Consider the following 18157-nt stretch of genomic DNA (forward strand, 5'->3'; position numbering starts at 1 on the left):
GTGTTCAAACCCATCTTTATCCTTGGGCCGGGGCGGTCCTACACCACGATCATTTCGGCGATGCTGGGCCAGCACCCGCAGCTTTTCGGCTTTCCCGAGTTGAACCTCAGCGTTGCGGACACGGTCGGCCAGTGGGTCGCGGAAACGACGCACCCGCACCGGGCGTGGATGCGCTTTGGCCTGGTCCGCACCGTGGCGCAGTTTCTGACCGGCAACCAGGGCGAGGCAGCCGTCGCCCAGGCTGAACAATGGCTGGCCACCCGGCCCGGGATGGCGATGACCGAGCTTTACGGGATGCTGGCGCAGGAAATCGCCCCGCGCCGCATGGTCGAGAAAAGCCCGCACATGATTTCCAGCGCGGCGCACCTGGCAAGGATCGACCGGATGGCACCGGATGCGATCTATTTGCATGTCACACGCCACCCGTTCAGCGCCGGTGTCTCGATGAACAAGACCGAGTGGTTCCGCCTGGCGCTGATGCTGGGCGACCGGCAGGCCTATGACGACCGGCAGGTGCCGCCGGTGTTCGACGCACAGTTCTATTGGCTGCGCAGCCATCGGCGCATCCTGGATTTTCTGGCGACGATCCCACCCGAGCGGCAGTTGCGGGTCCGTGGCGAAGATGTCCTGAGCGATCCGGGCCAGGCCCTGGCCGATATCTGCGCCCGCATCGGTCTGGACAGCGGCGCGCAAGCGGTCGAGCGGATGCTGCACCCCGAGGAGTCGCCCTTCGCCTGCCTTGGCCCGGCCAACGCGCCCCACGGCAACGACCCCGACTTTCTGGAAAATCCCAGGGTCCGGGCCTATACGCCGCCGCGCGCGCCGCTTTCGGGGCCGGTGCCCTGGCGCAATGACGGGGCCACTCTGTGCCCCGAGGTGATCGCGCTGGCGCAGGAATTCGGTTACCGCGACGAACAACCGGGCCCGAAACCGGCCCGCCCGTCCGATCCGCCGACCTGGCCGGATGCGGCGCTGACCTCGCTTGTTACCGATGGGCCCGGCGTGCCGATGGCCCATGCCAACCTGCTGGACAATTCCTATTGCGAGTTGCCGCCGATGCAGGCCCTGACCCGCGTCGATTACCGCCCGGCGCCCGCTATCGGCTGGATCAATTTCGGCAGCTACACCGCGGGCGATCTTGCGGTCTCGGTCTTTGACAGCCGCGATGAACCCGCGCTGGTCGCAACCGATCCGCGCAGCGGGGAAACCCTGTGGCAGACCGCGCCCGATGTTCTGCCCCCCAGCGGGCAAAGCCGCCTGCGTTGGGTCAGCGGCCTGTTGATGGCGCGGCTGGGCTTTGCCGACGGCAGCCAGCGGCGCTGCATCTTTGCGGGCAACGCCGCCGAGATCGTCTGCCTGGATCACACGGGCCGCGTGCTGTGGCGCAACCGCAGCGGCGACGCCGGGCCGCCGCGCTGCATCCGCTTTACCGCCGACCGCTGCCTGATCTTTGCCACCACACCCACCGATCCGGCGACGCCGGGCCAACTGGTCAAGATGGACCCGGTCACGGGCGAGATCGTGGACCGCCTGCGCCTGACCGCAGAGGCCGAGGTCGAGGGGCGCCGCATCCGCGGGGGGTACCATGTCTATCAGTCGATCATCGTGGCCGGCGACCACGCCTATGTGGAGGGCATGTTCGTACCGGAAACCCCGCAGCCGCCCCAGGCGGACCGTTTTCTGCCAACAACGGTGATGCGGTTCCGCGTTTCGGGCACGCAGGACCGCCGTATCGAGCGCGCCGAAGGCGATGTCGCGGTGGCTGCGCCGGTTCTGCAACGAACCATCGGACGGGTGGGCACCCGCCGGCAGGGCGGGTCGCCTTCTGCGATCAGGGATGCACAGGGGCATCCGGTCATCGTGGCCAACGGGTTCGCCGACACCCCGCCCGGCGCCCCGGATGAATACGTGCTTCAGGCGCTGCGCGACACGGGCGACCGGCTGGAGCCCCTGTGGCAGTTCCGCATCCGCGGCGAGGAAGACCCCAAGATCACCGCCGCCCCGGCCATCGATCCGCTGACCGAAACCTATGTCGCGGCCACGCGCACGACGCTCTACCTGTTCGGCAACATCACTGCTCTGACAGGCAACCCCATGCCCGACCTCGCGGTGCCCTCGCTTGATCTGCTGGCCGCCCCCTTCCGCCAAGAGGCCACCGCCGCCGAGGTATCCAGCCCCATCATCCTGTCGCGGTCCAAGGGCGAACGGGGGTTCATCGCCTATCTTGGTCTTGCGGCCTGGGCGCCGGGCGTGGCGCAGAACTATTCCCTGCTGAGCGCGCTGCGTATCGACGTGGCGCCCTATCGCGTGACGCCACTCTGGACCGCCTCGACCGCGCAATCGCCCGAGGGCATTCCGATCCCGACCGCGCGCTCGTTCGCGCAGCCCGCGCTGTTCACCCATGACACAGACGGCACGCCCCGCACGGGTGTCATCATGAGCAACATGACCGCAGGCGTCGCGATCATGCGTTAGCCTCCATCGCCAGGTGCATCCGGGCCAGGTCGGCGGGTTCGGTGCGCAGGTGGGCCTCCAGCACGCCGCGGTCGCGCAACCGCGCGCCCAGCTCGGTATGGGTCTTGCTCTTGCTGGGAACCGGAAAGATCTGCGGGAAATCCTGGATCGCGTGGGCGTTGTTGCGGTCCATTTTTAGGTTCTCCGAATGGTAGGCAATCATCGGGCCGACCGTACTGTCGCGGCTTTCGAACAGGGCGCGCAGATCCAGATAGCGCGGAACTTCCTCGCGCTTGGCGTAATACTCGTAAACCGCGTCGAACTGGCCGGGCCAGCGGGGACCGCACCGCCGCTTGCGGGCGATGTCATAGTCGCAACAGGTCCGCGCATTCGCCGTCAGGACATCATCCGCCCCGACAAGAAAGCCGTGCAACAGGGCGGCATACCCGCCGGTACAGATCCCCAGGCATGTCACCCGCTCGACATCCAGCCGGCGGCGCAGATAGGCCAGAAACTCGACATTCTCTTCGATCGAATCCGTCACCCCGGCAAAGCCGGAATGGTAGGAATCGCCGCCGGAATCCCGCGCCAGCAGGACATGGCCCTTGTGGTCCAACATGGCGTTTGAAAATTCGAACTTGCCCGAGGTCGCGGAAACCACCGTGCTGAACGCCACGACCAGATGCCTGCCATTCCCGCGCCGCAACAGCAGATCGGGGCCGATTTCTTCTTCCAACATCTTCAACGCAATCATTCCACCTGCCGGCCTTCGGGGCCTTTAGACGCCCGCGACGGTCCGGGCAGATTGGCCCATCCCCTTTACCAGGGCAACGGGCTGCCCCGAAAATCCAGGAAGGCACCGCATTGCGCCGGGGTCAGCCGATCCACCGTCACACGTATCCCGGCCGCGCTTTGCTCGGGCAAGATCGGGCCGTCGGGTCCGCCCATTTCGGTACGAACCCAGCCCGGATGCATCGCGATCCCGATCACGCCGTTCTGCGCCCACACGTCCGAGAACTGGCGAATCCGGTCATTCAGCGCCGCCTTGGATTCCCCATACAGGCGCAGGCGGCGGCCATTGCCTCGAATCCCGTCGGCGCTGGAAATGAAGACCAGCCGACCCATAGGCGCGTTCTTGAGGTTCTCGAAGATAGCCTCGGCCACGCGGATCGGGGCCTCGGTATTGATCGCGAACACTTCTTCGGCCGGGATCGGCGGGCCCGAACCGAAGGCCCCCCCGACCCGGTCATAGGTGCCCGCTGCGTGAATCGCCACATCCAGCGGGGTATCGCCCAGGTCGCGCCGCAGCTGTTCGATCTGATCGGCGTTGCGCACGTCCAGCCGGTGCATGATCAGATTGTCCCCGCAATCGGCCAGGGCCTCAGGGCGGGTGCCAGAGCGCGTGGTCGCATGCACCCGCCAGCCGAGCATGGCGTATTGGCGCGCCAGTTCCGCACCGATGCCGCGGCTGGCGCCGACGATCAGAACCGTGGACATTCGGTCTCTCCGCTCCACTCAGCGATGCGCATCGAAGAAGGCCATGACCTCGGCCGAGGCGTTCAGGTCGGGCCGGAACGGCCCAAGCAGACCCATGCCCTTGGGCGCCCCCGGCCAGGCATGCCCCATCCGCGGAACCACGCACAGCATCGAAACCGCAGCGCCGGGGCAGTTGGTATAGGCGCTGCAGGTCGTGTCCAGGGTGCGCGGCTTGGAAATGGCTTTGGTCGCCCCGGTGCCACAGCCATTCCGGCGGGCAATCGTGCGCACCATCTTGGCCGCCGGTTCCATGTAGCCGATATCCTTGGCGAACAGGCCTTCGCCATAGCCCCCTTCGACCGGCGAGCCGCGGTCGCGGTCGCCGTGGATGTGCATCACCGGCACCCGCCCCGACCGGCAACGGTCCATGTTCCGCGTCGCGCCCACGCCAACGACCGCCGCGACGGTCTGCGGCTGGTTGCACAGGATATGGTAGACCAACTGCGACCCGCCCGAGAAACCGGTCAGATAGGCCTTGCTCTCGATCGGGATGAGGCTGGCAACGTCCTTGCGCATCGCGTTGAAGAAGCCCAGATCATCGATCCCCTCGCGATGGGCGCGCCCGCAGCAATCGCCTGCGTTCCAGGTCGGGTAATAGCCATCGGGATAGACCACCACGTAATTGCCCCCGCTGCGCGTCGCATGCAGCTTGGTGCGCGTGCGCATCCACCGCCCCTGTGCCACCGCCGGGTGAAAGGCAAAGATCACCGGCCAGCTTGCGCGTGCCTTGGGGTTGTTGGGCAGGATCACGGTATAGGTCCGCTCGATCCCGCCGACCCTGATCTTGCGATCGACCCGCTGACCGGCCTCGGCCGCGGGTGCGGAAACCAGTGAAACGGTCACCAGCAGGCCGGCAAGGCCCGCCCAGGACCGCCGCGCAAGTGCGGTCATCCGAGTTCTGAGGCACGATAGGCGTGACAGCTTCATGACGAGATCTCCCTAGTCTGTACCGCAAGCCAGCGGCGGTGTTGACGCGACTCGGTCCCGCTCACGATAACGCGCCCTTTCCGCGTGCCAAAGCGCCGATCCCCGATTGACCTCTGCACGCGGCAAATCGCTGATTTGTCCGGCAAAGCGCGCCGCCCGCCGACGCTGCGCAACGTTGCACCGATGGTTCGAATATGGAAAGAAGATAAGGATCGGGTCCGGACCGACCTGCCATATGGGCTTTAACGATGACAGCGCTCAATCACGCTTGGCCCGATAGCGGCGACATTCCCGGCCTGGGCCTGGGGCCCGGTGTTTCGGTGTCGCGGCGCGGCGACGCGGATGGTTCCGTCTTCGTCAAGAATGCCGGTACGGGCCGGGTCTTGCGGCTTGGCGCCGAGGAGGATTTCCTGCTGACCGGCGGGATCGAGGGCGGCAGCCTGCAAGCCTTGTGCGACAGCTTTGCCGAGCGTTTTGGCAAGAAGGCCGCGCCCCAGACCGTGATCAACTTTCTCGATCAGATGGTCGAACGGGGCATCCTGGTGCCAGTCGAGGACGCACAGGTTGTCGAAAGCAGCCCTAGCCGCCCGGCCAGCACTGGCCCGAGCGGCCCCAAGCTGGTCGCTGGCGAGGTCGTAAACGGCGACGCGCCACCGGAGGACGAGGATCCGTTCGGCCCCGAGCTCGACGAGATGGAACAGGAAATCTTCGGCGAGGGGCGCCGCCCCCAAAAGCCGGGACGCCAGACACCCAAACCCGCCGAAGATGCCAGCAACCCGGATGCCGCAGCGACCTCGCAGCCGCCCAAGACAGCCCGTTTCCGCCCCAAACGGACGCCCAGGCCCGCCAGCGACCGGGCACCGGCGGGCACCGGCACAGGTGATGCGGCGCAAAATCGGGGCACGCCCGACCGGGACGCGCGCGCCGAGAGCGCCGCCGGGGCGCGCGATCCCGGGCCAACGTCGGCCCCGCGTGCCAAACCCGCCCCCAAGCCCAAGGATACCCAGTCGCAAGAGGGCGGCGTTCAGCCCGCGCTGGCCCGGAAAAAGATCAGTTTTCGCGACAAGCTGGACGCGCCAGGGGAAAAACCCGGTGGCATGCTGTCGCTGTTCGACCCGACCGGGCTTTTGCGCTTTCTGTCCGGGACATTCGGCTGGCTGCGCTATTTCCAGTGGCTGATCTACCCCTTGGTGATCTTCGCGATCATGATCACCTTGAACCGCCTGTCGCAATATGGGCTCAGCTTCGCGTTCAGCTTTGGCCAGGTAACCCTGATCGCGACGCTGTTCGTGTCGATGATCACGGTGAACCTGTTCGCTGTCCTTGTGCCGGCGGTCGTCGCCTATCGCCACGGGGCCGAGATCCGGCATTTCGGCTTCATCTTTGCGCTTTTCGTCATTCCGCGCTTTTCGATGGACACGACCGGGACGATGCTGCTGGACCGGGCGGGCAAGCTGGCCTTTCACGCCGCCGCCCTGAAGACGCGGCTCACGATCTTCGCCCTCACCACCTTCCTATGGGCGGTGACGCGGCAAGAAGGCACCTTCTTGTCCGATCTGGCCTTCATCGTGTCGCAGATCGCCTTGCTGAGCTTCCTTATCACCGCTTTCCCGCTGCTGCCCGGCAACGGTTACACCTGGATCGCGACCTATGTGGAACAGCCTTTCCTGCGGCAGCGGGCGTTCAACTATCTTTTCGGCACCTCGAAAAAGATTGTCGAGCGCCTGCCGCCGCCAACCCCGCGCGAGAAGATGGCCTTTGCGCTGTATGCCCTGGGATCGGTCCTGACGATCGGGGTGCTGGCCAGCCTTTTCGCGCTGCACTTTACCTCGGCCCTTGAGGGCCGGTTCGGCGGTACCGGGCTGCTTATGTTCCTGGGTCTGCTGGTCGCCCTTGTCCTGTGGATGTCGGTCATGAAGCGGGCCTATCGCAAGGCCGGGGCACAGACGATCCGGCGTGCGGTGGTCAAGGGAATGCGCGACGGCAACACCAACCTGCCGGTCCCCCTGGGCGGCAAGGCCAAGACCGGCACCACCCTGCCCGTGCCCGCCGGACGCGGCGGCGCCCTGGTCAAGCAGGGCCAGCGCCTGCCCGGACCGCCCCGGCGGGTGCCGCTGGCCGGTGTCTATACCACCCCGGCCAAGACGCGCTGGCGGTGGGTGCGCCGCGGCGTGCTGGTACTGGGGCTGGCGGCGCTGATCTACGGGGCCTTTCAGCCCTACACCTACGAAACCGGCGGGGATTTCGTGATCCTGCCCGATCAGCGCAGCAAGGTCAGCCCCCGGGTCGAGGGTGAGCTGGTCGAAATCTATGTCGACGAGGGCGATATCGTCGAGGCCGGGCAGCCGCTTGCCCGCCTGTCCGATCTGGCGCCGCGCCACGCCGTCGCCTCGATCGCGGCGGAACTGGAAAAGGCGCGCGCTGTCCTGTCCCGGCTGGAGGCCGGCGCCAGTTCCGAGGAGATCCAGGTCGCCCGCGAACAGGTCGAACTGGCCAAGGCCGACCTGCCCTACAAGGAGGGCCAGATGGCCCGCGCCGAGGCGCTGTTCGAACGCGGCACCATTTCCCAGGCCGAACTGGACAGCTATCGCACGGCCTATGCGGTGGCGCTGCAGAAACTGCGCACCGCCGAGGCCAACCTGGCCGAGGTTCAGGCCCCGGCCAGCGATGCCGATATCCGCATCGCACGCGCCGACGTGAACCGGCTGGAGGCCGAGCTAGCCTATCAGCAGAACCGCCTGGACGAGGTCGTGATCCGCGCCCCGGTGACCGGTCAGATCGTGACCGAGAATGTCCGCCTTCTGCATGGCAAGCACATGTCCGAGGGCGAGCTTTTCGTCGAGATCGAGGACCATAGGGTGGCCCGTGCCGAGGTCCGCGTGCCCGAGGCCGATATCGGCCTGGTCACGGCCGGTGATGCGGTGCGCCTGAAGGCCTGGGCCAGCGCCTCCAGCGAATTGGTCGGCGAGGTTGTGGGCATCGCCCCCCAGGCCGAAGAGGCCGAATTCGGCAATACCGTGCGGGTCAAGACGCAGCTGGACAACAGCAGCGGCTTTTTCCGGCCGGGCATGACCGGCTATGCCAAGATCGACGGCGCCGAGATGAAAAGCTGGCAGGCCTTCTCTCGCCTGGTCGATCGGTTTTTCCGGATCGAGGTCTGGGGCTGGATCCCATAACGGTTTGAAACCAGCCATCGGCCGCGTCTTACCCTGCCCGCAGCCGTTCGGGCGGGATGCCTAGGCCCGGTTGCGGTAAAGCGTGCTTTCCACCGCGCCGGCCATCGCCCCCCGATCCAGACCGCCGCCCAGGAATTCGTCCAGAGCCTGGGCCGCCTGCGCGGGGTCGGCGACCACCTGCCCGTAGTCCAGGCGCAGCAATGCAATGTTGCGCTGCGCCTCGGCCCAGCGAAGAAAGCGGATCACCTCTTCTTGAAACAGCCGGTGCAAGACGTCCCGGCCGATCGCATCGGGATCCAGCCCGTCGCGGCGCATCATCACCTCTTGCGAGGCGAGAACCTCGTCCAGGTCGCGCTGCATGAACACCAGACGGTACTCTACGTCCGGGGGCAATTCATAGGCCAGCTTGTAGATGACCTTGACCGCCTGGCCCCGGCGACCCAGCCCTTGTCATGGGGCAGATCCTTGACCGGCTCGAACTCGAAATACCCGCGCGGATTGTCCTCGTTCGCGGTGCGCAACTCATCGGTCAGCGGCGGAACCCCGCCCGCAGCCAGCATGCCCATCATCATCGAGGTGCCCGAACGCGGCAGCCCCGAGACAATAGTGACGAAATCGGCCCTGTCGGTCATCTCTGCCCTTGCCCCTGTCCCGTTTTCCATGACTTAGCGGGTTTTTGCCCCCATTGCCTAGCCCTTGGCGCAGGCGCCGTCGCGCAGATGCTTGCCGCATGCCCGACCGTCTGCTTAACTCGGATCGATACGACGAGCGGAGGATCGTTTCATGGCTGACGAAAAGGGCACCCCGACACCCCCGGCCGGGTCTGCCCGGTCACGCTTTTCCAACGATCACAGTTTCCAGCCCGCGCAGCAGCCCGCCACGGGCCGCGCGTTCGGCCCGGCCCGCAGCGTACCCGCGGCCGCCGGCCCGGATATTGGCGCAGGGCCTGCCCCTGCCGGCGGCGCCGGATTTGGCGGTGCCCCCGCAAGCGGGGCCGGCGGACAGGCCCCCTTGGGCGGTCAGGGGGCGTTCGGCGGTCTTCAAGGCGGCTTTGGCGGGGGCCAGGGTCGATTCGCGGCAGGGCGTCCGGGGGGCGGCTTTGGTGCGGCAGCGGCCGGTGCGCGTTTTGGCGCGGGCCAGACGCCCCCGCAGGGCGGGTTCGGCGGTGGACAGGCCGGGCAAGCCGGTTTCGGTGCCGCCCGTGCTGGGGGCCAGGGGCGCTTTGGCGCGGGGCAAATGGGCGCGCAGGGCGGCTTTGGCGCCGGTGGCGCGGGGGGGCAAATGGCAGGCAATGGCGGCGGGCTGTTGATGCTGCTCCTGCTGGCGCTTGCCGGTCGGGCGCTGTCGAACCAGCAAGGCGGACAGGGCGCCGGGGCGTTCGGCGGGGGCGCAGGTGCGGGGTTTGGCGCCGCGCAAGGGGGATTCGGCGGGATGCACGGCGGTTTCGCGCCCGCCCAGGGCGGTTTCGGTGCGGCCCAGCCGGGCACGGCCCAGCCCGCGCCCGCCGCCGCCCCGCAGGATCCGGGCACGCCCCCCGCAGCACCGGCCACCACGCCCACGGCCCCCGAAGGCGGATGGGCCAACTGGCGCGAGGATGCCAAGCGGCTTAAGGCCGAGGCCGGAGAATCCCCCGATCCAAAGGACTGACGGCGCAGACCGCGCGGTCAGGCGCTGCAACCCTCCAGCTGCAGCATCGCATAGCCCAGATCCAGCGGCGCAAAACCACCCGCCCTGCGTTGATCGGCCGGGCGCTCGATCACCGGCGCGTTGATGCGGGCGGCGATATCGGGGTCGCGCCGCAACGCAAAGGCCGGCACGCGGAAATGGTCGCCCTGATAATAGACCGTGCTGCGCACATGGGGCAGATCGGCGATATTGGCGGCCTGCGCCACATCGACCGGATCGTTCTGCCCGTAATAGATGTCGATGCTTGCCACCCGGTCGGAATGCGCCTCCATCATCGGGCGCAGGTTGGAATAGGGATACCCCGCGTCGATCTGCTGCTTACCTTGCTCGAACAAACCGGTGAATTGCGGATGCGTGGCCCGGTCCGTTTGCAGGACCGCGGCCATATCCGTCACCGGTCCGACCAGATACATGTCGTCGATGCCGATCCAGTGCCCCCATAGCACCGCCGGATGGGTCCCGACCGACCCTGAAACGATGGTCACCCGCTTTGCGCCAATCTTGGCGATCATGTAGCGCAGGAACTCGACGTTTTCTTCCTCGCTCTCGGTCACGCCGGGGATGCCGTGCCGGAACTGGTGGGGGGAATCGTCACGCAGGAACAGCTTGGTCTGCTGAAAGGGGGCGGCGAATTTCAGAAAGTGGAATTCCTTGAAATTCGGGTAAAGGTAACCCGAGACGAACACGATCAGGTGCTCCGGATCCCCGGCCTCCAGCCCTGCGCCCCAACCGATCATCTCCATCGCGAACCTCTCCGTACTCCGGCGCCACCCCGCCGGGCTGGGCGGGCTGCGTCATTTCATATCCCGCCGTCCCCCGCCTGCAAAGCCGCGCCTGCGCCGGGCCGGACCAGCTGTCACAGCTTCAGCTTGGTTCTTTTCCGGTGCCGGGAAAAGACGTATTTTGAATCCGCGGGGTGCACAGCCCCGAAGTCAGGTCAAGGTGATCGAATGCTTGAAACCATCGGACCGGATGCGGTGTTCCAAAGGGGGCAGAACGATCACCTGGTTGTCGTGTTCAGTTCCCTGGCCACGATCTTCACCGGCCAGTACGAGGGCATGGCCCTGCTGCGAAATCGCCCCGAGCATGTGCTGTATCTGCGCGAACCGGTGGCGCTGGCCTTTCACACGGGCCTGACCGGGCTGACCACGACGATCCCCGAAACAGTGGAATTCCTGAACTATTTTGCCCAAAGCATCGGGGCGACGCGGCGCAGCCACATGGGGGCCTCCAGCGGCGGATACGCGGCAATCCTCTACGGGCTTTTGTGCAGGGTGGATGACGTTTTCGCGGTGAACCCGGCGACCTTCGTGTCCGAAGGGGTGCAAACGCGGCTGTCCTGTCCCCCGCGCGAGCATTTCCCGCTATCGGCCTTCCGCGACCATTACGACCGGACGGGCCAACCGCTGGCCCATGGCGACCTGTCCGACGAGCTGCGCGAACGTGCCGGCGCGGTCAAGGTGATCGGGGTGCATTACGCGGCCAACGATGAGACGGACCGGATCAACGCCTGCCACCTGACCGGTTGTCCCGACACCTTCACCATTGCGCACAACTCGGACCAGCATGTGCTGCTGACCTTCGCGCTGGCCGAACAGGGGGTACTGAACCACCACCTGGTGACACCGCTGGATCAGCTGCGCAGCGATTACCGGGCGCTGGCCGATCAACAGGCCCCTGCCTGATCTGCCAGCGCCCGGCGCAGGTCCGCGTAGCTGTGGATCGAAAACAACACCTCCATCGGCAGGCGAACCTGCATGGTTTGCTCGATCTCCATCGCCAGCGCGACATGTTTCAGGGAATCCCAGGCGGGGGTGTTCTCCATCGTGACCGTGGACAGGTCCGTGGACGCGTCCAACCCCAGCTTGTGCCGGAACAAGGCATCCAGCGTCTTGTTCAACGCTGCGGGATCGCCCGCGGCGCACGCGGCAGATCCGGGCGCAGGGGCCGTGGTCGACAGGGGTGAAGTCGCCAAGGGCGAGGCCGGAGTCGTCGCCAAGGGCGAACGCGGCGCCGACGCGACCGTTGCAAGCGGCGAACGGGGCGGTTCTGCCACCGGGGGCCTTGTCCGGGCGGACACCACCCTCAGATGCGCGGGCAGCAACGACGCCCTGTCATCGCCAGGCTCCAGGTCCAGCGCCCAGATGTCGCCCGGTCCGGCGCCGCAAAGCGGCGCGAAACCCGCGCCCTGATAGATCTGCCTGACCGGGGTGTTGCGTTCGGTCGGAATGATCTGCCCCATCAGGCAACCGGCCCCCTGCCCCCGCGCGCTTTGCACGGCCTGCCAAAGCATGGCCCGCTCCACATCCCGGCCGAGGATCCGGCAACTCAGCATCAGGCTGTCGATGACCCAGGCGCCATCCGCAGGCCCAGAAACGGCCGACAGATCCAGCCCGACCCCCATATCACGGGCCGCCCGCAGGATCAGAACCCCCATGATTTCATAGGGGGTGTGGCGATCCTCGACCCCAACCCCCAGGATCAGCCCCCCTTGCGCCGCGATATGCGCAAGCGTGGCCGCATCGTGCCGTCGGGTGGTGGCGTTGAACTGGTTGGTCTTGACGATCAGCTGTTCGATCCGCTGCCGGTTGGAGGGGCCGTACGGTTCGAACGTGATGCGGATGTCCAACCCGCGCAGGAAGGCCTGCAGATCCTCTGCGGCGGCCTCGGCGCGGCGCAACTGCGCGCGCGCGCGGTACTGCGCGCCGCGGGTCACATCAGATCCGGTCAGGGACAGACAATCCAGGTAGGGATGGCGGTCCAGCATCGCGATCCGATCCTCCACCCGCTCGGGCAGGTCCGGCACCTGGCACTGCGGCAACCGCTGGCGCACCTTGGCCCGTTCCAGCGGATTGTCGTCCAGGAACATGCAATGGGCCTGCCCCAGCGACAGCTCTTCCAGCATCGCGGCGATGCCGTCGGCCTTTTCGGACCAGCCGATCCGATGGGCGGCCAGATCATCGGGCCGGATCAGCATGTCGGGATGGTCTGCCATCGCGCCCAAGGCCAGATCCGTATCGTTCTTGGAGGCCACGGCCAGCACGATGCCCCTGTCGGCCAAGCCTTTGATGCGGGATTGAAACTCTCGGAACGCGCCGCCGGGATAGCCGCCGCCCAGGCGTAGGCCACCCATCCCGTCCTCGCCCAGCACACCGCCCCACAGGGTGTTGTCCAGATCAAGGACCAGCAACCGGGTGCTGCGCCCGGTCAGAAACAGCAGCGCAGCGATCACCCGCCGCGACAGCGCGGCTGCGAACCCGGCCGAGAACGGCGCACGCGCGGCATGCCAATACATTCCGGGGGCTGCGGCCTGCCGGCCGACCTCGGCGATCAGAGCATCGGTATCGATCCAGTGCACCCCGGCCATTCCGGCGGTTTCCTCGCGAAGATGCGCGTTGGCCGATTTCAGCGCGGCGGCCAAACCTTGTTCGGCTGCCGGATCGACCATGCCAAGGGTCGAGGCGGAAAAACTCGCCAAGGAGAAGACCAGGATCGGCCCCGTTCCCCGCGCCCGCGCCTGGCGCACCGTGTCCAGCATCGGCGCCACCGCGGCGGCGATCCCGTCCTGCCCCCGGTCGTACAGGCGCAGGGGGCGATGCACCGCCTCGCCCAGCAGATCCTCGGCGCGTTCGAACACCACAGCGGCCGCCCCGGCCGCCAGCGACCGGCACAGCCCCGAGGTGTTGTCGCGCAGGTCGATCCCGGCCCGGCCATAGGTGGCAACCCGGCATTGCAGCGCCGCGTTCCACTGGGCGGCCTCGCTTGCCAAAGCCTCGGCCAGGATATCCAGATTCGCGCTGCCCAGCAGCGCCAGCGTCCCAAGGTCGGCCATGACGGCCCCCTCTGCCCCCAAAGACCCTTGCGCAAGGGCCTGACCCTCTGCGCGTGCATCATCGCCGTTCATGCCTGTCACCCCATCTGCGCCGCAACGCACACTGATCGCACCTGTCGAGGGTGACGGAAAACCCGCCGTCAAGGCAAGCGCGCTTTCACGACATGATATGCGGACCGATGCGTATCGCCTGGCCGGAAATGCCCCACGTGCGGCCGACGATGTCAAAGCCGGTCACAAGGATGTTGCACAAGCCTTTTAAGAGCAGGGTCTATCCAGCCGTTCCGCAACGGAAATCGCCCGCCAGGCCCATCGGAGATTGATCCAAGGGACGTGGGGGCATTACGTTTCGCGGAAAGGCGATAACTGATATGTCCAGTGGGGAATGACCATGAAAACCTGCATCTCGTCGCTTGCCGTCGTGTCCGCAACGCTTGCCGCCGGACAGGCCGCCGCGCAAACGGAAATCGAATTCTGGCACGCCTTTACCGGGCGGCTGGGCGAACTGGTGGCCGAGCAGGTCGAAACCTTCAACGCCACCCAGACCGACTATGTCGTGACCGCCACCCACAAGGGGAACTACTCTGAAACCCTGAACGCCGGCATCGCCGCTTTCCGCGCCGGGGAACAGCCCGACATCCTGATGGTGTTCGAGGTCGGCACCGCCACGATGATGGCCGCCGAGGGCGCGATCAAGCCGGTCTACCAACTGATGGAAGAGGCCGGGGCGGATTTCGATCCCGATGCCTTCATCGGCTCGGTCAAGGGCTACTACACCACCACCGACGGCGAGATGCTGTCGATGCCCTTCAACTCGTCCACGCCGGTGCTGTGGGTCAACCGCGATGCGCTGGAGGGGGCGGGAATCGACCCCGACACCGACCTGTCCACCTGGCAGCAGGTCGGCACGGTTCTGGACGAACTGAAAGCGGCCGGGCACAGCTGCCCTCTGACCACCGCGTGGCAAAGCTGGATCCACCTGGAAAACCTGTCGGCCTATCACGACGTGCCCTTCGCCACGCAGGACAACGGCTTTGCCGGGCTGGACACGGAACTGGCGTTCAACGGCCCCGTTCAGGTCAAGCACATCCAGACGATGGGCGACTGGGCGCGTGACGGCAAGTTCATCTATGCCGGCCGCCGCAACGAAGGTGGGGCGAATTTCCGCGCCGGGGAATGCGCGCTGTTCACCGAAAGCTCGGCCGGGTACGCGGGTATCAGTTCCGAGGCCGAATTCGATTTCGAGGTCCGCCCCCTGCCCTATTGGGACGGTGTCGAGGGCGCGCCCCAGAACACCATCATCGGCGGTGCGTCGCTGTGGGTGATGGCGGGGCAGTCGGACGAGGAATACCAGGGCGTCGCGGCCTTCCTCAACTTCCTGTCCTCGCCCGAGATTCAGGCCAAGTGGCACCAGGACACGGGCTATCTGCCGATCACCTCGGCCGCTGGCGAGCTGACCCGCGCCCAAGGCTTCTACGAGGAAAACCCCGGCACCGACATCGCGGTGCAGCAGATGACCGCCAACGAACCGACCGCCAATTCGAAGGGTCTGCGCCTGGGATCCTTCGACCAGATCCGCGGCATCATCGACGAAGAGCTTGAGGCCGTCTGGGCCGGCGACAAGGACGCGCAGGCCGCGCTGGACAACGCGGTTGAACGCGGCAACCAGTTGCTGCGCCGCTTCGAACAGGCCAACCGCTAAGGCACGCGCGCGCCCCGGCCCCCGCGCCGGGGCGTGCCCTTTCCCCCCATGGAAAAGCGCGTCCTCTTCAAGGGCATCTGGCTGCCGCTTCTGCTGGTCCTGCCCCAGATCCTGATTACCGCCGTGTTCTTCTTTTACCCGGCCGGGCAAGCGGTCTGGCAGTCGCTTTTCATCCCCGATCCGTTCGGGCTGTCCTCGCAATTCGTGGGCCTGGGCAATTTCGAGTATCTGCTGTCGGACCGCTACTACCGCGCCTCTTTCGTCACCACCGCGATCTTTTCAACCCTGGTCACGCTGGTTTCGATGGGTGTTGCGCTGTACCTCGCGGTGCTGGCCGACCGGCTGATAAAGGGGTCGGGCGCCTATCGCACCCTGCTGATCTGGCCCTATGCGGTCGCCCCCGCCGTGGCGGGTGTCCTTTGGATGTTCATGTTCAACACCCGCGTCGGCGTGGTCACATGGTATCTGGGCCTGCTGGGATATGACTGGAACCACGTCCTGAACGAGGGCGAGGCGATGAGCCTTGTCGTGATCGCCTCTTCCTGGGGGCGGATCAGCTATAATTTCCTGTTTTTCCTGGCCGGGCTGCAAGCGATCCCCAGATCCGTGATCGAGGCCGCCGCCATCGACGGCGCCCGGTTCTGGACCCGCTTTCGGACCATCGTCTTTCCGCTGCTTTCGCCGACCACCTTCTTTCTGCTGGTTGTGAACATCGTCTACGCGTTCTTCGAAACCTTTGGCGTGATCCACACGATCACCAGCGGCGGACCGCAACAGGCGACCACCATCCTTGTCTACAAGGTCTATGCCGACGGCTTTGTCGGACAGGATCTGGGCTCTTCCGCCGCGCAATCGGTGATCCTGCTGGTCGTTGTCTCGATCCTGACGATCATCCAGTTCAAGTATATCGAACGGAGGGTCCATTATTGAGCCGTTCCCCCCGTTCCGGCATGGTTGAAAATCGTGGACTCGGCCTGTGGTTGACCCATGCCGGGTTGATCCTGGGCGTCGCCTTCATCTTCTTTCCGATCTGGCTGGCCTTCGTGGCCTCTACCGTTAGCCAGCCCGAGATCGTGCACCCGCCCATGCCGCTGGTCCCCGGCGACCAGTTCTTTGAAAACTACCGCAAGGCACTGGTTGCAGGCGTAAACGCGCCCGTGGCGCTGATGCTGCTGAATTCGGGCGTCATGGCCATCGGCATCGCGGTGGGCAAGATCATCATTTCGCTACTGTCGGCCTTCGCCATCGTCTATTTCCGGTTCCCGTTCCGGCGGGTGTTCTTCTGGCTGATCTTCCTGACGCTGATGCTGCCCGTAGAGGTGCGTATCGTGCCCACCTACGAGGTCGTGGCCGGTTTCGGCATGCTGAACAGTTATTCGGGGCTGATCCTGCCGCTGATCGCGTCTGCCACCGCCACCTTCCTGTTTCGCCAGTTCTTCATGACCGTCCCGGACGAACTGGCCGAGGCCGCCCGCGTCGATGGCGCGCGGCCCATGCAGTTCTTCTGGGACATCCTGCTGCCGATGAGCCGGACCAACATCGCCGCGCTCTTCGTGATCCTGTTCATCTATGGGTGGAACCAGTATCTGTGGCCGCTGCTGATCACGACCGACCCGTCGATGAACACCATCGTCATGGGCATCAAGCAGATGTTCCCGTCGGGCGACGACATCGCCGACTGGCCGGTCATCATGGCAACCTCGATCCTGGCGATGCTGCCGCCGGTGGTGGTGGTCATCGGGATGCAGCGGCTGTTCATCCGCGGACTTGTGGAAAGCGAGAAATAAATGGCGACGGTAACGCTGAATGACGTGCGCAAGCGCTTTGGCACGACACAGGTGATCCACGGCGTCGATATCGACATCGCCGAGGGCGAGTTCATCGTGATCGTCGGCCCCTCGGGCTGCGGGAAATCCACGCTCTTGCGTATGGTGGCCGGCCTGGAAACCGTGACAGAGGGAGAGGTCCGCATCAACGGCGAACGGGTGAACGACAAGGAACCCATGGACCGTGACATCGCCATGGTGTTCCAGAACTACGCGCTTTACCCGCATATGTCGGTGTTCGACAACATGGCCTACGGGCTGAAGATCGCCAAGACACCCAGGACCGAAATCGCCGAGCGTGTGCAGGTGGCGGCAAAGCTCTTGCAGTTGGAACCCTACCTGCAACGCAAACCGCGCGAGTTGTCCGGCGGGCAGCGGCAGCGTGTCGCCATGGGCCGTGCTATCGTGCGCAAACCGGCCGTGTTCCTGTTCGACGAACCGCTGTCCAACCTCGACGCCAAGCTGCGCGTGCAGATGCGGCTGGAAATCAAGCAATTGCAGCGGGAACTGGGTGTCACGGCGCTGTACGTCACCCATGACCAGGTAGAGGCGATGACCCTGGCCGACCGCATGGTGGTGATGAATGCGGGCCGCGCCGACCAGATCGGCGCGCCGCTGGATGTCTATGCCCATCCGCAGACCGAGTTCGTGGCAGGCTTCATCGGCTCGCCGCCCACGAATTTCCTGGACGCCGCTGTGCTGGGCGGTCAGGGCGCGCGCCTGGGCATCCGGCCCGAACACGTGCATCCTGGCCCGGCCGGGTCGGGCCGGATCACCGCCCGCGTGCTGGATGCCGAGGCACTGGGCGCGGAAACCCTGATCCACACGCGCCTGCCCTCGGGCGAATTGCTGACCGTCCGCCAGAACGGAACGACCGGCTGTCCCGGCGAGGGCGAAGAGATCGGCCTGGACTGGGCCGACGCCGACGAGATGCGCTTTGGCCCGGACGGCCGCCGGATCTGAGCCACGGTTTCCCCGCCCCTTGGCGGATTGCCCATCCGGACGCCAAAGATGAAAA

At 66.0% G+C, this 18157-nt stretch carries 15 protein-coding genes; 8 read left to right on the forward strand and 7 right to left on the reverse strand.

The window, feature by feature from the left end; all coding sequences use genetic code 11:
* Nucleotides 1-2475 carry a sulfotransferase family protein gene (locus tag EV656_RS06610; protein WP_165918952.1) on the forward strand — a complete coding sequence of 825 codons (2475 nt, stop codon included), beginning with the start codon at nt 1-3 and terminating at the stop codon, nt 2473-2475.
* On the opposite strand, the gene EV656_RS06615 is transcribed toward EV656_RS06610, so the two are convergent.
* From EV656_RS06615 to EV656_RS06625, 3 genes are all read right to left on the reverse strand, one after another.
* Nucleotides 2465-3193, reverse strand: coding sequence for a hypothetical protein (locus EV656_RS06615; protein ID WP_132601239.1), 729 nt, complete (start codon nt 3191-3193; stop codon nt 2465-2467). The two genes, EV656_RS06610 and EV656_RS06615, sit on opposite strands and share 11 nt — an antisense overlap.
* An 80-nt stretch (nt 3194-3273) precedes the next feature.
* Nucleotides 3274-3951: an SDR family NAD(P)-dependent oxidoreductase gene (locus EV656_RS06620; protein WP_132601242.1), complete on the reverse strand. Its 678-nt coding sequence runs from the start codon at nt 3949-3951 to the stop codon at nt 3274-3276.
* An 18-nt stretch (nt 3952-3969) separates the two neighbouring features.
* The gene (locus EV656_RS06625; RefSeq protein ID WP_132601245.1) at nt 3970-4881 is read right to left on the reverse strand and encodes a CE1 family esterase; all 912 of its coding nucleotides are present in this window, start codon (nt 4879-4881) and stop codon (nt 3970-3972) included.
* Between the two features lie 284 nt (nt 4882-5165).
* On the opposite strand from EV656_RS06625, the gene EV656_RS06630 reads away from it, so the two are divergent.
* A complete protein-coding gene (locus EV656_RS06630) occupies nt 5166-8093 on the forward strand; it encodes an efflux RND transporter periplasmic adaptor subunit (protein ID WP_132601248.1) in 2928 nt (975 codons plus the stop codon).
* A 60-nt stretch (nt 8094-8153) separates the two neighbouring features.
* On the opposite strand, the gene EV656_RS06635 is transcribed toward EV656_RS06630, so the two are convergent.
* Both EV656_RS06635 and EV656_RS06640 read right to left on the reverse strand, forming a co-directional pair.
* Nucleotides 8154-8486, reverse strand: coding sequence for a sulfotransferase (locus tag EV656_RS06635; protein WP_165918954.1), 333 nt, complete (start codon nt 8484-8486; stop codon nt 8154-8156).
* Entirely contained in the window at nt 8471-8725 is a 255-nt protein-coding gene (locus EV656_RS06640) for a hypothetical protein (protein ID WP_132601254.1), read from the reverse strand. Before EV656_RS06640 ends, EV656_RS06635 begins: the two co-directional genes overlap by 16 nt.
* Before the next feature lie 151 nt (nt 8726-8876).
* Between EV656_RS06640 and EV656_RS06645 the strand changes: the two genes are divergently transcribed.
* The gene (locus tag EV656_RS06645) at nt 8877-9740 is read left to right on the forward strand and encodes a hypothetical protein (protein WP_132601257.1); all 864 of its coding nucleotides are present in this window, start codon (nt 8877-8879) and stop codon (nt 9738-9740) included.
* A gap of 17 nt (nt 9741-9757) precedes the next feature.
* Here EV656_RS06645 and EV656_RS06650 read toward each other — a convergent pair whose 3' ends face one another.
* Nucleotides 9758-10522, reverse strand: coding sequence for a hypothetical protein (locus tag EV656_RS06650; protein ID WP_132601260.1), 765 nt, complete (start codon nt 10520-10522; stop codon nt 9758-9760).
* Nucleotides 10523-10729: 207 nt separating this feature from the next.
* Between EV656_RS06650 and EV656_RS06655 the strand changes: the two genes are divergently transcribed.
* A complete protein-coding gene (locus EV656_RS06655; RefSeq protein WP_132601263.1) occupies nt 10730-11464 on the forward strand; it encodes a hypothetical protein in 735 nt (244 codons plus the stop codon).
* On the opposite strand, the gene EV656_RS06660 is transcribed toward EV656_RS06655, so the two are convergent.
* Nucleotides 11446-13683, reverse strand: a complete 2238-nt coding sequence (locus EV656_RS06660; RefSeq protein ID WP_132601266.1) for an HAD-IIIC family phosphatase — start codon at nt 13681-13683, stop codon at nt 11446-11448. The genes EV656_RS06655 and EV656_RS06660 overlap by 19 nt on opposite strands.
* A 319-nt stretch (nt 13684-14002) precedes the next feature.
* Between EV656_RS06660 and ugpB the strand changes: the two genes are divergently transcribed.
* Genes ugpB through EV656_RS06680 form a run of 4 tightly spaced genes read left to right on the forward strand, consistent with a single transcriptional unit; the run spans nt 14003 to nt 18102 of the window.
* The gene (gene ugpB, locus EV656_RS06665; RefSeq protein ID WP_132601793.1) at nt 14003-15313 is read left to right on the forward strand and encodes a sn-glycerol-3-phosphate ABC transporter substrate-binding protein UgpB; all 1311 of its coding nucleotides are present in this window, start codon (nt 14003-14005) and stop codon (nt 15311-15313) included.
* 48 nt (nt 15314-15361) lie between these two features.
* The gene (ugpA, locus tag EV656_RS06670; protein ID WP_132601269.1) at nt 15362-16243 is read left to right on the forward strand and encodes a sn-glycerol-3-phosphate ABC transporter permease UgpA; all 882 of its coding nucleotides are present in this window, start codon (nt 15362-15364) and stop codon (nt 16241-16243) included.
* 20 nt (nt 16244-16263) lie between these two features.
* Nucleotides 16264-17100, forward strand: coding sequence for a sn-glycerol-3-phosphate ABC transporter permease UgpE (gene ugpE / locus EV656_RS06675; protein ID WP_132601272.1), 837 nt, complete (start codon nt 16264-16266; stop codon nt 17098-17100).
* The gene (locus EV656_RS06680; protein ID WP_132601275.1) at nt 17101-18102 is read left to right on the forward strand and encodes an ABC transporter ATP-binding protein; all 1002 of its coding nucleotides are present in this window, start codon (nt 17101-17103) and stop codon (nt 18100-18102) included. It begins immediately after the preceding gene.
* Nucleotides 18103-18157 lie beyond the last annotated feature (55 nt).

Origin of the sequence: Rhodovulum adriaticum, assembly GCF_004345735.1 — a bacterium.
In the GTDB taxonomy this organism is placed as follows: Bacteria; Pseudomonadota; Alphaproteobacteria; order Rhodobacterales; family Rhodobacteraceae; genus Rhodovulum; species Rhodovulum adriaticum.

Excerpts from the sequence above, each read along its gene's own strand:
- EV656_RS06615 (WP_132601239.1), bottom strand. The coding sequence starts at position 3,193 with ATGTTGGAAGAAGAAATCGGCCCCGATCTGCTGTTGCGGCGCGGGAAT.
- EV656_RS06620 (WP_132601242.1), bottom strand. The coding sequence starts at position 3,951 with ATGTCCACGGTTCTGATCGTCGGCGCCAGCCGCGGCATCGGTGCGGAA.
- EV656_RS06625 (WP_132601245.1), bottom strand. The coding sequence starts at position 4,881 with ATGACCGCACTTGCGCGGCGGTCCTGGGCGGGCCTTGCCGGCCTGCTG.
- EV656_RS06630 (WP_132601248.1), top strand. The coding sequence starts at position 5,166 with ATGACAGCGCTCAATCACGCTTGGCCCGATAGCGGCGACATTCCCGGC.
- EV656_RS06640 (WP_132601254.1), bottom strand. The coding sequence starts at position 8,725 with ATGACCGACAGGGCCGATTTCGTCACTATTGTCTCGGGGCTGCCGCGT.
- EV656_RS06645 (WP_132601257.1), top strand. The coding sequence starts at position 8,877 with ATGGCTGACGAAAAGGGCACCCCGACACCCCCGGCCGGGTCTGCCCGG.
- EV656_RS06650 (WP_132601260.1), bottom strand. The coding sequence starts at position 10,522 with ATGGAGATGATCGGTTGGGGCGCAGGGCTGGAGGCCGGGGATCCGGAG.
- EV656_RS06655 (WP_132601263.1), top strand. The coding sequence starts at position 10,730 with ATGCTTGAAACCATCGGACCGGATGCGGTGTTCCAAAGGGGGCAGAAC.
- EV656_RS06660 (WP_132601266.1), bottom strand. The coding sequence starts at position 13,683 with ATGAACGGCGATGATGCACGCGCAGAGGGTCAGGCCCTTGCGCAAGGG.
- ugpB (WP_132601793.1), top strand. The coding sequence starts at position 14,003 with ATGAAAACCTGCATCTCGTCGCTTGCCGTCGTGTCCGCAACGCTTGCC.
- ugpA (WP_132601269.1), top strand. The coding sequence starts at position 15,362 with ATGGAAAAGCGCGTCCTCTTCAAGGGCATCTGGCTGCCGCTTCTGCTG.
- ugpE (WP_132601272.1), top strand. The coding sequence starts at position 16,264 with ATGGTTGAAAATCGTGGACTCGGCCTGTGGTTGACCCATGCCGGGTTG.
- EV656_RS06680 (WP_132601275.1), top strand. The coding sequence starts at position 17,101 with ATGGCGACGGTAACGCTGAATGACGTGCGCAAGCGCTTTGGCACGACA.